This window comes from Kitasatospora sp. NPDC088779, assembly GCF_040685395.1.
Lineage (GTDB): Bacteria > Actinomycetota > Actinomycetes > Streptomycetales > Streptomycetaceae > Kitasatospora.
In genome coordinates this window covers 1-12658 of sequence record NZ_JBFBHW010000009.1, presented here as the reverse complement: position 1 = coordinate 12658, position 12658 = coordinate 1, and the positions used below count along the sequence as shown (strand labels likewise).

Annotated in this window: 13 protein-coding genes; 3 read left to right on the top strand and 10 right to left on the bottom strand. The window is 72.0% G+C overall.

Annotated features, from left to right (window positions below; all coding sequences use genetic code 11):
- Positions 1-24 precede the first annotated feature (24 nt).
- From AB0P03_RS10545 to AB0P03_RS10525, 5 genes are read right to left on the bottom strand one after another with little or no spacing between them, the layout of a single operon-like run.
- A complete protein-coding gene (locus tag AB0P03_RS10545) occupies positions 25-1230 on the bottom strand; it encodes a polysaccharide pyruvyl transferase family protein (RefSeq protein WP_363628453.1) in 1206 nt (401 codons plus the stop codon).
- A 15-nt stretch (positions 1231-1245) separates the two neighbouring features.
- On the bottom strand, positions 1246-2280 hold the full coding sequence (locus AB0P03_RS10540) for a hypothetical protein (protein WP_363628451.1): 1035 nt from the start codon (positions 2278-2280) through the stop codon (positions 1246-1248).
- Positions 2277-3287, bottom strand: a complete 1011-nt coding sequence (locus AB0P03_RS10535) for a glycosyltransferase family 2 protein (protein ID WP_363628449.1) — start codon at positions 3285-3287, stop codon at positions 2277-2279. Before AB0P03_RS10535 ends, AB0P03_RS10540 begins: the two co-directional genes overlap by 4 nt.
- The gene (locus AB0P03_RS10530) at positions 3284-3943 is read right to left on the bottom strand and encodes a phytanoyl-CoA dioxygenase family protein (RefSeq protein ID WP_363628447.1); all 660 of its coding nucleotides are present in this window, start codon (positions 3941-3943) and stop codon (positions 3284-3286) included. The genes AB0P03_RS10535 and AB0P03_RS10530 overlap by 4 nt, the downstream gene beginning before the upstream one ends.
- Positions 3940-4875 (bottom strand): NAD-dependent epimerase/dehydratase family protein, encoded by a 936-nt coding sequence (locus tag AB0P03_RS10525; RefSeq protein ID WP_363628446.1) that lies wholly within the window; start codon positions 4873-4875, stop codon positions 3940-3942. Before AB0P03_RS10525 ends, AB0P03_RS10530 begins: the two co-directional genes overlap by 4 nt.
- A 454-nt stretch (positions 4876-5329) precedes the next feature.
- Between AB0P03_RS10525 and AB0P03_RS10520 the strand changes: the two genes are divergently transcribed.
- The gene (locus tag AB0P03_RS10520; protein ID WP_363628444.1) at positions 5330-6628 is read left to right on the top strand and encodes a hypothetical protein; all 1299 of its coding nucleotides are present in this window, start codon (positions 5330-5332) and stop codon (positions 6626-6628) included.
- Complete coding sequence (locus AB0P03_RS10515) at positions 6625-7338, top strand: SDR family NAD(P)-dependent oxidoreductase (protein ID WP_363628442.1); 714 nt, start codon at positions 6625-6627, stop codon at positions 7336-7338. The genes AB0P03_RS10520 and AB0P03_RS10515 overlap by 4 nt, the downstream gene beginning before the upstream one ends.
- 16 nt (positions 7339-7354) lie before the next feature.
- On the opposite strand, the gene AB0P03_RS10510 is transcribed toward AB0P03_RS10515, so the two are convergent.
- From AB0P03_RS10510 to AB0P03_RS10490, 5 genes are read right to left on the bottom strand one after another with little or no spacing between them, the layout of a single operon-like run.
- The gene (locus tag AB0P03_RS10510) at positions 7355-8182 is read right to left on the bottom strand and encodes a hypothetical protein (RefSeq protein WP_363628441.1); all 828 of its coding nucleotides are present in this window, start codon (positions 8180-8182) and stop codon (positions 7355-7357) included.
- 3 nt (positions 8183-8185) lie between these two features.
- On the bottom strand, positions 8186-9028 hold the full coding sequence (locus AB0P03_RS10505) for a hypothetical protein (protein ID WP_363628439.1): 843 nt from the start codon (positions 9026-9028) through the stop codon (positions 8186-8188).
- The gene (locus AB0P03_RS10500) at positions 9009-9854 is read right to left on the bottom strand and encodes an aldo/keto reductase (RefSeq protein WP_363628438.1); all 846 of its coding nucleotides are present in this window, start codon (positions 9852-9854) and stop codon (positions 9009-9011) included. Before AB0P03_RS10500 ends, AB0P03_RS10505 begins: the two co-directional genes overlap by 20 nt.
- Positions 9855-9900: 46 nt before the next feature.
- Positions 9901-11040: a cupin domain-containing protein gene (locus AB0P03_RS10495; protein WP_363628437.1), complete on the bottom strand. Its 1140-nt coding sequence runs from the start codon at positions 11038-11040 to the stop codon at positions 9901-9903.
- Positions 11041-11056: 16 nt separating this feature from the next.
- Positions 11057-11200: a hypothetical protein gene (locus tag AB0P03_RS10490; RefSeq protein ID WP_363628435.1), complete on the bottom strand. Its 144-nt coding sequence runs from the start codon at positions 11198-11200 to the stop codon at positions 11057-11059.
- Between the two features lie 309 nt (positions 11201-11509).
- On the opposite strand from AB0P03_RS10490, the gene AB0P03_RS10485 reads away from it, so the two are divergent.
- The gene (locus tag AB0P03_RS10485; RefSeq protein ID WP_363628434.1) at positions 11510-12547 is read left to right on the top strand and encodes an NAD-dependent epimerase/dehydratase family protein; all 1038 of its coding nucleotides are present in this window, start codon (positions 11510-11512) and stop codon (positions 12545-12547) included.
- The last annotated feature ends 111 nt before the right edge of the window (positions 12548-12658 follow it).

The following is a 12658-nucleotide window of genomic DNA, read 5'->3' as shown; positions in this document are numbered from 1 at the left end:
CTGTTCTCCGATCGGGTGGGCGGGTCAGGAGTTGAGGAGGGCGCGCACGCGGGCGATGTCTGCCGTGGCGAGCGCGACCGTGGTGGGCAGCCGGGTGGCGAGGTGGTCGCGGAGCTTGTCGGTGTCCAGGCGCGCGAGGTGTTCGGCGGCGGTCGGGTCGGCGGTGAACGCGGTGATGTCACGGTGGACGTCGTCGGCCGGAACGGCGGGGCCGTAGGTGTCGGCGAGGACGCCGCCGAACTTCGGGGAGTGGCCGAGGGCGACGGCCGGGGTGCCGCTGGACAGGGCGCCGATCGAGGCGTGCAGGCGCTCGGAGATGACCAGCTCCGCGCCGCCGAGGACGGCCTTGTAGTCCGCGGCCCCGATGTCGTCGGCGTCCAGGACGTGCACCGGCACGCCGGGGAGGCGGGCCGCGATCTGCCGGGCGAGGAGGCGGTCGTCGTTGTGCTCGCGGGAGTCGTGGCAGTGCGGGACGAGGACCAGCGGGCGGCGCCTAACGCGCCACAGGGTGGCGGCGAGGCGGGTGAGCGCGTTCAGGTGCCGGGCGTCGGTGATCGGGCTGTAGCGGGTGACGCCCCGGCTCGGCGCCAGGCACACGTACTCCTGGGCGGGGTTCAGGCCGGTGTCGGCGAGCAGCTGTGCGGTGCGGTTGGGGCCGGACGGTGCGAGGAGGAAGGCGGGGTCGGCGGAGAGCACCACCGCACGTTCGGGCAAGGCCAGGTGTCCGGTGAGATAGGCCAGGGTGGTGGTCTCGCGGACGGTCAGCAGGTCGAGGCGGCTGGCGGTGGCGGTGAACGCGGCCTGTTCGGCGGGGTCGGTGAACGGGCCCACGGACTGGCCGACCATCGCGGTCGGGACGCCGAGCTGCTGGGCCCGGTCGAGCACCGCGAGGTAGCGGGTGGAGACGCCGTAATCGGAGGTGTGCAGGTCGCCCCCTGTGGCCAGGACCAGGTCCGCGTTCTTGAGGAGGCGGGCGGCGCGTTCGCGGCGGTGCGGCTCGGTCTCGACCGGCCGCATCGTGGCCCAGGAGCGGGAGACGACGAACGGGTCAGCGGTGCAGTCGGCGCCGCTTCCCGCGAGCGCTTCGGCGTCCAGGTCAGGGGTCTGGGTAAGCATGGTGATGGTGGTGTCCGGCGTGGTGGTCAGCTCGGTGGCCAGGGAGCGGACGAGGGCTTCGACTCCTCGGCTCTCGCAGCTGGTGACGCCGGTGATGAGGATGTTCGTGGGCACAGGGGGCCTCCCGGATCAGTGGGTGAAAGCGAGGAGCTGGCCGAGGACGCGCCGGTAGTTGAAGCCGCGGCGGAGTTCGTCCTGGATGCGGCCGAGGCGTCGGCGGTTGGCGGGGCCGTCGCGCAGGAGCCGTGCGAGGTCCTCAGCGGGGGCCTCGCCGAGGACGAACGGACCGATCTCCTCACCGTAGAGGCCGCTGGTGTAGGCGAGTTCGGGCGGTAGGGCGGGCATGGTGCCGGCTGCGATGGTTTCGAACATGCGGGGGGTGAGCAGGTGCTGGTGGGCGAGCAGGGGGCGGGCCAGGACCGGGGTGATCTCAGCCTTCGCCATCTGGGTGAGGACCTGGCCGAAGGGCACGGGGCCGGTGACCTTCACGCCGCGCTCGGCCAGCCAGCCGGGCCGGTTGGCGGTGGCGGTGAGGTGCTCGGGGTGGGGGTCGCCGCTCCACCAGCGCCCGGCCACCCGCAGCCGGGTCAGCGGCGGCCTCGTCGACCGGGCCGCTTCGACCAGGCCCGCGAGCGCGTCCCAGCGCCACCAATTCGCGCCGACGTACTGGAGGTCGTAGGCCGCGGCCGGTGCCCGCTCCGGTCGGTGCACCGGCTTGGGCATCCCGAAGTATGGGAAGAACTGAGCGCCGTCCGGGAGCTTGCCGAGGCGCGGCTGGAGGATGACGTCGCTCAGCTGCCGGTACAGCTGCTGCCACTTCTGGTGGCCGTAGGCTCCGGCGGAGTCGTCGGCCCCGAGGACGGTGTACTCACCCCAGTGGGCGTCCGGGTCCAGGACGATCCGGCGTTCGCGCGGGAAGCGCTCGCACAGCTCCAGCCGTTGCTCGTCCAGGAACTGCCGGCCCTCGAAGACCAGGACCAGGTGGGTGCCCCAGGCGAGGTCGTCGACGACCGGCAGCAGGCCGGGGACCTGGTCGTCCAGGCGGCACAGCGGACCGGCGAGGGCGACTTCGCAGTCCAGCGCGGGGGCGGCGCGCACGTACTCGGCGAGCATGTGCGCCGATCCAGCCTGCCAGTGGAAGTCCCCGGCGAACAGCACCCTCACCGCGCACCCCCTGTGGCACGCAGGCGGCGGTGAGCACGGCGGCGGCGCCCGATGGTCGGGGCGAGCCGCAGCAGCCACCAGGCGGCGGCGGCCGTCTCCGCCCACCCGCGGACCACGGTGGTGTCGCCCCCGACCGAGCGGCCCGCCAGGTCCTGGCGCAGCCACCGCCCGGCCAGGGAGAGGATCGCGGGCCACGTCCAGGTGACGTCGGTGAGCAGGAAGTAGTACCGGTTGCGGCGCATCTGCACCCGCCGGTAGGTGCTCGCGCCGGTTCCGCCGCCGCCGTAGTGCTGGATCCCCATGTCCAGGTTGAGGGCGACCCGCCAGCCCGCCCAGCGGGTCCGGCGGCACAGGTCGGTCTCCTCGTAGTAGGTGTGGAAGACCCGGTCGAACAGGCCGAGGGTGCGCAGGACTTCGGCGCGGACGAAGAGGGCGGCGCCTTGGACGTAGGCGTGCTCCAGGGTGGCGGGGGCTCGGCCATGCGCGGGGCCGGCCGGGGAGGGCCGGTTCGGGCGGTCGCCCACGAAGCCGTCGGCCTCGCCCAGTTTCAGCGCGAGGCGCGACCAGTCGTTGTGCTCGTCCAGAGCAACGGTGCCGCCGTCGGTGTAGGTGTACTGCATGGGGCCGCAGATGCCGTACGCGGGCCACTGCTCCATGAAGGCGGTCAGCTGGTGGATGAGGTCGGCGGGGGTCCGGGTGTCGGGGTTGACGAGGAACACGTAGTCGGCGCCGTCGGCCAGGGCGGCGCGCATGCCGACGTTGTTGGCGCGGGCGAAGCCGAGGTTGGCGTCGTTCTCGATGATCTGCACCGCGGGGAAGTCGTCGCGGACCAGCGCGAGACTTCCGTCGGTGGAGGCGTTGTCGACGTACCAGACGGTGAGGTCGAGGTCGGGGGTGTGGCTGGCGAGAACGGTAGACAGGCAGGCGGTCAGCCAGCGCGCCTCGTTGGTGCCGACCGTGACGGTGGCGACCTTCGGGCGGCGGGGTTCGGGAGCGGTGCTGGTCATGGTGCCTCCGTGTCGGCGGGGACGAACTCGATGACGAGGCTGCGGCGGGGCCGCGCGGTGGTGTTGGGGCGCGAGGCGTGGACGGCCCGCACGTCGTGCACTGCCACGTCGCCGGCCCGCGCGCCGACCGTCAGCACGGGCCCGGCCTCGCGGGCCTGCTCCACGTCGGCGTCGTCGGCCAGCAGATGACTGCCGGGCACGAACTCCAGGGCTCCGTTGGAGGCGTCCGAGTCGTCCAGGAACAGGCTGAGGTTGATGGCGCGGCCGGGTTCGGCGTCGGTGCGGTCGCGATGCCAGGGGACGGCGGCGGCCACGTGCGGCATCTTGACGATCATGGCGGTGACCCGGGCCCGCGCCGGGCAGCCCAGGAGGCTCTCGGCGAGGTGGTGCAGCGGGCCGGTGGCGAACAGCCCGGCCGCGAGCGGGGCGCCCGGCTGCCGCTGGAGGTTGTGGACGCGGTAGAGCACCGGCATGCTCTCGCCCTCGCGGGTGAAGTGCCAGAAGTCCTCGCCGCGGTGGCCGCCCTCGAAGGCGGCCACCAGGGCGTCGGCCTCGGTGCGCAACCGCTCCAGCAGCGGATCGGTGACTACGGCCGGGACGACCTCGTACCCGTGCGCCCACAGGCGGCCGAGGCCGGCAGCGGTCGGCGCGCTCACCGGGCGGCCCCGGCGGCGAGCTGTTGGGTGAACCAGGCGACGGTGGCAGCCAGGCCGTCCTCGATCGCCGTCCGTGGCACCCAGCCGAACACCTCACGGGCCACGGTGGTGTCCGGTCGTCGGCGCACCGGGTCGTCCTCGGGCAGGGCGATGAACTCGATCTCCGCGGCGGAACCGGTGAGGTCCAGGACCAGGTGGGCGAGGGCCAGCACCGTGCGCTCGTCCTCGGTTCCAAGGTTGACCGGGCCCGGGTGGTCGCTCGCGGCAACCACCAGCAGCCCGGCCACCGTGTCTTCCACGTAGCACAGCGAGCGGCTCTGGTGGCCGTCCCCGGACACCCGGAGCGGCTGCCCGGCCAGGGCCCGGGTGACGAAGGCCGGCACCGCGCGGCCGTCGTCGGTGCGCATCCGCGGGCCGAAGGTGTTGAAGATCCGCACGATCGCGGTGTCGGTGCCGTACTCGCGGCGGTAGGCGGCGGTGGCGGCCTCCGCGAAGCGCTTGGCCTCGTCGTAGACGCTGCGCGGGCCGATCGGGTTGACGTTGCCCCAGTACGACTCGGTCTGCGGGTGCTGGTGCGGGTCGCCGTACACCTCGGAGGTGGAGGCGAGGACGAACCGGGCCCCACGTTCCCTGGCCAGCTCCAGTGCGTTCAGCGTGCCGATGGAGCCGACCGACAGGGTCGGGATGGGGTGGCGCAGGTAATCGGCAGGGGAGGCCGGGGAGGCGAGGTGGAACACCACGTCCACCTCGTCGGCGACGGCCAGTTTGTCGTTGGCATCCTGTTCGATCAGCGTGAAGTTCTCGGTGCCGAGCAGGTGCTCGATGTTGTCGCGGCTGCCGGTCAGGAAGTTGTCCACGCAGATGACGGCGAACCCGGAGTGGGTCAGCGCGTCGCACAGGTGGGATCCGATGAATCCGGCTCCGCCGGTCACGACGGCGGTCCTTTTTGGCATGAGGTTCCTCAAGGAGTGTTGGGCAGGCCGGCCTCGCCCGGCGGTGCGATGGCGTGGCGGGCGAATCGGTGTGCGGGCATGCGGGCACGGCTGGCGTGCCGTGTTCTCCGCGATCGGCGCGAGTGGTCCGTCGTCGTGACGTCTTCTCGCTGCGCGGCCGGGTCATCAGGTGGTCCCCCGCCGCACCCCGGGTGCCCCGCCGCAGATCAGCGGCCGGGCACCCTCAAGGGGGAGCACTAGCTAACTCCCGCCCAACTGCCCTTGTGAAGAGAGGTTTTGTCGTCTCCGTGTCGTATTCCGACCTCAGCTGTCTCGGGAGTACCATCAGCGCACAGTCGCCAACCGGCTACAATTCGGTGAACACATGGGGGAGTTGCCGATGGGCCGATCAAACGGCTTACACACAGGTACACGGCTGGTTCACCCGCTCAGCGTGGTCCGGGACGAGCAGGGCTGGACCCTCCAGGACCTCGTCGACATCGTCGCCAACTCCACCAAGCGGTCGGCCGACCGCCGCAAGGCGTGGAAGTGGGAGAACTGGGGTGTCGAGCCGGATGCCGAGAGTCAGGAGGCCCTCGCTGCGGCGCTCGGCGTGCGGCTGGGCGAGGTGCACCGGCTCGGTTGGCCGAAGTGGCTCCCGGACGGCGGGCAGGTTCGCACGGGTTTCCCCTGGACCGTGGCGGGCACGCTCGACGCACTGGACGACACCCTGGAGCACGCGATGCCCGACCGGCGCGGATTCATGAAGCTCGGCGGGCAGGCACTCACTCTTCTCGCCAGCCAGTGGCTTACCCAGGAGCCCGGCGCTCTGGCTGTCGCGCTGGCCGGCGGGCAGGTTGACGAGCGACTCCTCGAAGACCTGGAGGGCGGGCTCCCTCGGCTGCGACGGCTGGAGGCCGCACTCGGCGGACAACGAGCTCGCTGCCTCCTCCACACCGAGCTGGCCACGGTCACTGACCTCCTCAAGGAGTCGTCCTACACCGAGAAGGTCGGCAGGCGTCTCCTTCGCCTCAACGCCGAACTCGCCCGACTCGCCGGCTTCGCCAGCTTCGACGCCGGACTCGATAGCGCCGCCCAGCGCTACTGGACCACCGGACTGCGGGCCGCCCACAGCGCCGATGACCGGGCGTTGGGTGCCAACATCCTCAAATCTCTCAGTCTCCAGTGCTACGACCACGGCCTCCCCGGCGTCGCGCTCGCGCTAGCAAGCGCCGCCGTCGAGGGCTCCGGTGACGTCACCCCCAGAACTCGGGCCATGCTGCTGCTGCGACAAGCCCGCGCCGAAGCCGCTTGCAACAACCGAACCGCCTGCGAACGCCTGCTGTCCGAAGCTGAAGCCCAGATGGCCCGCTCCGCCGTCACCGACGATGACCCGGCCTGGACCGGCTACTTCGACACAGCGGACTTCTACGCCCAGACCGCCACCTGCTACGCGGACCTGCGCCTCCCATGGCACGCCGAGGCCTACTTCACCACCGCGCTGGATCTCATGCCCTCCGCCAAGGCTCGCGACATGGCCACCTACACGATCCAGAGCGCCCGCACCCACACCGCCCTCGGAAACGCCGACCACGCCGTCCACCTCCTGGAAACCGCCGTCGAGTTGGCCGCCACCGCGCCGTCGCACCGCAACACGGCCCGAGCGCTCGCGGCCCGAGCCGAACTCCCGATGGCCAGGAAGGATCCGAAAACCGAGCGCCTCGACCGGCTCCTCGCCACACTGTCCGCATGACCACACACCCCGAACAGCGCGTCGCGCTCGTCTCCGGCGCGAACCGCGGCATCGGCCTCGCCATCGCCGCCCGGCTCGCCGAGCACGGCATGCACGTCGTCATCGGCGTACGCGACCGCCTCGCCGGCCGCGAGGCGGAGACCGCCCTCGCCAACGGGGGGCTCGTCGTCCACTCCCACCAACTGGACGTCACCGACCCGGCGAGCGTCGCCCGCGCCGTCGCCGACACAGCCGCCCCGCTCGGACGCCTCGACGTCCTGGTCAACAACGCCGGTGTCGCCGTCGACCGCGGCCAGGCCGCTGCTGCCCCCGACTTCGAACGGGTCCGCGCGAGCATCGACACCAACCTGCTCGGCGCCTGGCGACTCGCAGCCGCAGCCGTACCGGAGATGCGCAAGAACGGATACGGCCGCATCGTCAACATCACCAGCCACCTCGGCTCCCAGACCAACATGGGCACCGGAAACGTGAGTTACCGCGTCTCCAAGGCCGGTCTCAACGCGCTCACCCAGATCCTCGCCGCCGAACTCGCTGACACCGGCATCCTCGTCAACGCCGCATCCCCCGGCCGGACCAACACCCGCATGGCTTACGGCGAGACCGACCGCACCCCGGAGGAGGCGGCCGACACCCCGTTCTGGCTCGCCACTCTCCCCGACGACGGCCCCACCGGTGGACTCTTCTACGAGCGCGAGCCGCTCGACTGGTGACAGGCCGGGACGGCCGTCACGAATTCTGGAGCGCGTGGTGGAGTTGTTCTGCCTCGGCTCGGGCCGGTGCTACCCGGGGGTCGTCCGGGTGGGCGTGCGGCCCCGCGATCTTCGCGAGTACGAACAGGCGCGTCACCTGGCCGTCCCGGCTTTCGAGATCCGCCCGGCGCTCCCGGCGCACACGGTCGGCGAGCGCCGGGACGGCCAGGGAAGCGGCCAGCAGCGATGCGGAGTCCAGGCCGCGCGGCGCGAGCCCCCAGTTCTCCCAGTCGAACAGGCTGAACGCGGGGCCGGTGACGTTCGCCCAGTTCAGATCGGCGTGCGCCGCGGAGCACGAAAGTACCTGCGTGTTCACGGCCAGAGGGAAGGCGGTGCGGATCACCCGGTCGACCAGCTGCTGGGTGATCGGCTCGGTGTCCGGCGTCGCCACCCTGCCCGTGGGCTGCGCGGTGAGTGCGTCCAAGGAGGTGTTCAGGGCGTGCCACCAGGTATCCGGAAGACCGGGGTCGGCAGCCAGGACGGCAGTGCCGACCGGGCCGCCGGGAAGCAGTGAGGTCTCGTCCGCCCGCCAGACGGCTTCGTCGTCCAGGTCGTGCCAGGAGGCCGAGCCCACCCAGCGGGGCATCGCGACACCCCTCAGCGCGGCGGCGGCTTCGGTGCCGGCCCAGCCCTGCTCGCGGGCCCTCGTCCACGGACGGCGTTCGATCCGGACCCAGGTGCCCCGGTCGGTGCCCGCCCCGACCGACCGGCGCTTGCGGACGAGACCGGCCCGGTCAAGCACCGTGTCGAGGCGCTGCTCAACCTGGTCCAGGATGTGCTGGACGGGCTCCCGCCGGAGATCCACGGTTTACCGGACGAGGCCGGAGCCCTGCGGCAGGGTGACCCCGGTCAGCTCCCGTGCCTGGTTGATGAGGAGGGGAGCCAGCTCCGGGTAGTACCCGCGGTCGACGGCCTGGAGCATCTCGGCGATGGCGACGAGCTGGCCGAGGCGTCCGGCGGGGGTGCCGAGGATGTCGGCGAACTCGGCGTGGACGCGGTCGGCGACGTCGGGGACGAGGAGGCTGTTGACCCAGAGGACGGCGGAGTCGTAGCCGACCGGTACGAGGCCCCAGCGTTCCCAGTCGAGGAGCTTGAGCGGGGCGGCGGTCAGGTTGGCCCACTGGAGGTCGCCGTGGCCGGTGGTCCGCTCGACGTTCGCCGGGGCAGGGATGCCGAGGTACTTGGGAAAAGCGTCGTCGATCCAGCTCTGGCGCGGGGTGGTCTTCGTGCCGGGCGCGGGTGCGATGCCGGTGAGCGCCTCCTTGAGCGTGGTCCACCAGGCGGCGTCCAGGTGGGGGTCGTTGCGGAGGTCCGGTGTCGGGGATATCGCCGGGCCTACGAGGTCGAAGACGTCGGCCTGATAGAACCACGCGGCGTCGGTCCAGTCCAGGGTGGTGTGGAGCCGGGGACGCGGAACCTTGGCAGGGACGAACTGCTCGGCACCGAGGGCGCCCTGGCCGGTCGGTCGGGGCGCCCGTTTGCGGCTGCTTCTGGAGACGCGGAGCCACTGGTCGCCGGTTCGGCGGCCGATGGTGGTACCGGAGGTGCCGAAGACGACTGGCCCGGTGCACGCGAGGCCGAGGAACTCGGCGGCCCTGCCGTGTGCGTGGGTCAGGTCGTGCCGGGTGTCGTCATCCGGCTGAAAGGACATCGAGTACCATCCGGAGTCGCTGTTCGGGGATCGGTTGGGCGAGGGCATCCCTGGCATCCTCCCAGTGCCGGCGGCTGCTGGTCGAGGTGAGGACGACGTCCAGCGCCGGGCAGGTGCCAATGAGCTGGTACGCAGCGGCGTGCGGGGTCGCTCCGGGGCTGATGAGGTTCACCAGTTCGGGTGTCATCAGGCCGGGCAGCTCGCCTCCGTGCAGGGGCGCGGACGCGAAGGTGGCGAGTCCGGCGTCGCGTGCGTGGACGAGCGGGCCGGTGCCGTCGAGGGCCTGGGCGAGGGGCTCGACCATGACGAGACTGACCGGCATCTGCACACCGGCCAGGTGGTGGTCCGCTGACCCGGCGGCGTCGCGGGCGAGCCCGGCCAGCTCGGCGACGGTGAACGCCTGATCGGTGAAGCCGGACCAGGTGGCGACGCCGTACCCGCCGATGCGGCCGGCGTGCGCGAACTCCTCCAGGACGGCGAACGCGGCGCGGACGGCGTGGTGTAGCTCCCGCCGGTCGCGGTCGGTCCGCTCTGGGTTGTGGACGAACATGAGGTCGGCGCGGCCGAGGACGGCGATGGACTCCTCGGTCTGGGCGCGGACGTCCGCGGGGGCGAGGCTGTGGCGGCCGTCCGAGTGGAAGCCGGTCTTCGTCGTCACCTTGGCTTCCGGGTATTCGGCGAGGACGGGGGCAAGGCCGCAGTGCGCGCGGCCGTGGCCGTAGTTGGGTGCGGTGTCGATCCACTGCGCTCCGGCCGTGAGGGCGGTGCGCGCCGCGTCGGCGGCGGCGCGCACCCGGTAGGTCCCCAAGCCGAGGACCGGGCTCACCTCGCGGCCTTGACGACGGCGAGGGCCTGGCCGTGGAGGAGGACGGTCAGCAGGCCGGCCACCTCCTTGACCTCCAGGCCGGCTGCGTCGGCGAGTTCGCCGATGCTGGCGCGCTTCCCGGTGAGCAGGATCCGGAGGGCGGGGCGGCGCGTTCGGTGAAGTCCCACGCGGTGCCGGTGGCGGACAAGGTGACGGTCCCGGCGGCCGGATCGGTGGTGAGGCTGGCGCGCGGGGCGGTGATCCGCACCGCGATCTCCCGGTCGGCTGGAAGGGCGCTCACGTAGGGCAGGGACGGTGCGGGCCGGCCGCGGTGGGTGGTGCCGGTGGAGCGGGCCCAGCGGTCGATCAGGCCGGGGGCGGACAGCGCGGTGAGCACCGCAGTGCGCAGGTCGCTTTGGTAAGCGGCCTTGGCCTCCGCGGTGGCGTGGAGCGGGATGTCCGCCCGTACGGCGGTGCTCTCGTGCAGCTCGTCCGCCAGCCATTCGAGCAGGGTGGCGCCGGTCTGGGCGACGAGCCCGAAGGTGAGGTGGAGCGATTCGGTGCCCTGGTCGGCGGTGACGCTGTGCCACCATCCGCGCGGCAGGTAGAGGACGTCGCCGGGGTGGAGGACGAGGTCGGCGACGGGCTCGCCTTCGGGCTCCTCCGGCGTGTCGACGTCGCGGTAGGTGGGCACCGGCCTGGTCGGCTCCCACAGCCGCCAGCGCTTGGCCCCGTACTGCTGGACCACGACCACGTCGTGATCATCCCAATGCCGGCCGAAGCCCTCCCGCTCGGTCCAGGAGGCGTAGGCGTTGGTCTGCACGGGCGTGCCGATGAAGCGTTCCAGGTCGTCGGCGGCTGCGCGGATCGGCGGGTGGATCTCGTCAATCGCGTCCACGACGAGAGAAGCGCCCTCGGCGAGCCGGGCATGGAGGTCAGCCGGGTGCAGCCGAGTCCAGGCCGCCCCGCGCCGGTTGGTGGCGGGGGTTGAGTACCGGCCGACGGGAACGGTCTGCCCGTCCAGCGACAGCCGCATCCGGGGCGCCTCGATGCGGTGGGTGGCGAGGATCGAGTTCAGGTCGTCCCAGGACAGGAGCCGACCGGGATCGGCCTCCTCGGCGGGGACGACGGCGTAGGAGCGGTGGAGCGCCTGGGCGAGGAACTGGTCCCCGCCCAGGCGCACCGCCCACGAGGCGGTCTCAGGCATCTCGTGGGCGCCCTTCTCAGGTGTCGTTCTGGTCGGACCGGCCGCCGGTGTTGTCGGACGGCACGTCGGCCCGGGACCGTGCGGCCCGGATGTTGCGGACAGCGACCAGCAGGCCGCCGCCCTCCTGCTCCGGCTGGACCGCAGGCGCGGTGCTCTCCATCGGGACTCCTCTCCTCCTCGTGCTCCGCCTTCCGGGGATCGGAAGGGGCGACAGCCACCCACGGGCACCGGGTCCGGTGCCAGTGACGAGGATCGGTGAGTGCGGCACCCGGGGTGGCTGAGCGCCCCAGTCTTCCGAGCGGTTCGTGACAGGGCCATGTCTGCCGCCTGTCATCTCGGCGCTCCGTCCACACAGGGGTGCCATCGGGGTGCCATCCTGTCGCCGATCACGGCGGCGAGCTGCGGCTTCTCCGGGGCTTGGAGTTGGCGGAGTGGCCAACGGGGGCCGCTTACGGGCAGGATCTCGGCCATGGACATTCTGGTGATCGGTGGCGGCTGGTTTCTGGGCAAAGCCGTGGTGGAGGAGGCGTTGGGACGCGGCTGGAGCGTGACGACGTTCAACCGGGGGCGGTCCGGTGTGGTGCTGCCGGGTGTGCGGCAGGTGACCGGTGACCGGACGTCGGTCGAGGACTTGAAGCGGCTGGCGGAGCAGGGCCCGTGGGACGCGGTGATCGACACGTCCGCGGCGGAGCAGCCGCCGAAGGTGGTACTCGCGGGGGCGAGGGCGCTTGAGGGTGCCACCGAGCGCTACGTCTACATCTCGACGGTGTCGGTATACGCGGGGTGGCCGGATTCCCCGCTCGTGGTGGGCGATCCGCTGATGGACGGTCCTGCGGACGCTGGGAGCGAGTACGGCAGGGATCCGGAGGGCTGGCTGGGCCCGAATCTCTACTACGGACGCCAGAAGGCCGGCGGTGAGCGGGCGGTGCTCGCGGCGTTCGGTGAGCAGCGGTCGTGGCTGCTGCGTCCCGGGGTGATCCTCGGACCCGGCGAGTACGTCGGGCGGCTGCCGTGGTGGCTTCGGCGTGCCGAGCGCGGCGGGCAGATCCTGGCTCCTGGGTCGGTGGGCAAGGGGATCCAGCCTGTCGACGTTCGCGATATCGCACACTTCGCGGTCGAGGTCGCGGAGCGCCCTGGGGGCGGGGTCCACAACGTGACCGCGCCGATCGGGCGGGACACGATGGGCAGCTTCCTTGAGACGTGCGTGGAGGTCACGGGCAGGCGGGGCGAACTGCGGTGGGTGCCGGACGGGCTGCTGCTGGACCATGGCGTCCGGCAGTGGACGGAGCTGCCGCTCTGGCGGACGAACGAGGGCGTCTGGCTGGTCGACTCCGAATCGGCGTATGTCGCCGGGTTCCGGTGCCGCCCGTTGGAGGAGACGGTGCGGGACACCTGGGAGTGGCTCCAGGCCGGCAACGTGCCGGTTCCGCACCCGCGCGCGGCGGCCCACGGAATCGACGCGCAGCGCGAACGGGAGATCCTGGCAGCAGCCGCTTTGCCGCGCTGACCGACGCATAAGGGGGTGGGGTGGACCGGCGGCGGCGCCCGGCCCCCCCACCCCAAAGGGCGGGGGGGGGGTGGGAAAAAAAGGGACACAGAAACGGGATGGGGGGGACAA

What these genes read in the sequence shown, in the direction of transcription:
- AB0P03_RS10505 (WP_363628439.1), bottom strand. Translation starts at nt 9,028, where the DNA reads ATGTCCTTTCAGCCGGATGACGACACCCGGCACGACCTGACCCACGCA.
- AB0P03_RS10515 (WP_363628442.1), top strand. Translation starts at nt 6,625, where the DNA reads ATGACCACACACCCCGAACAGCGCGTCGCGCTCGTCTCCGGCGCGAAC.
- AB0P03_RS10485 (WP_363628434.1), top strand. Translation starts at nt 11,510, where the DNA reads ATGGACATTCTGGTGATCGGTGGCGGCTGGTTTCTGGGCAAAGCCGTG.
- AB0P03_RS10495 (WP_363628437.1), bottom strand. Translation starts at nt 11,040, where the DNA reads ATGCCTGAGACCGCCTCGTGGGCGGTGCGCCTGGGCGGGGACCAGTTC.
- AB0P03_RS10490 (WP_363628435.1), bottom strand. Translation starts at nt 11,200, where the DNA reads ATGGAGAGCACCGCGCCTGCGGTCCAGCCGGAGCAGGAGGGCGGCGGC.
- AB0P03_RS10535 (WP_363628449.1), bottom strand. Translation starts at nt 3,287, where the DNA reads ATGACCAGCACCGCTCCCGAACCCCGCCGCCCGAAGGTCGCCACCGTC.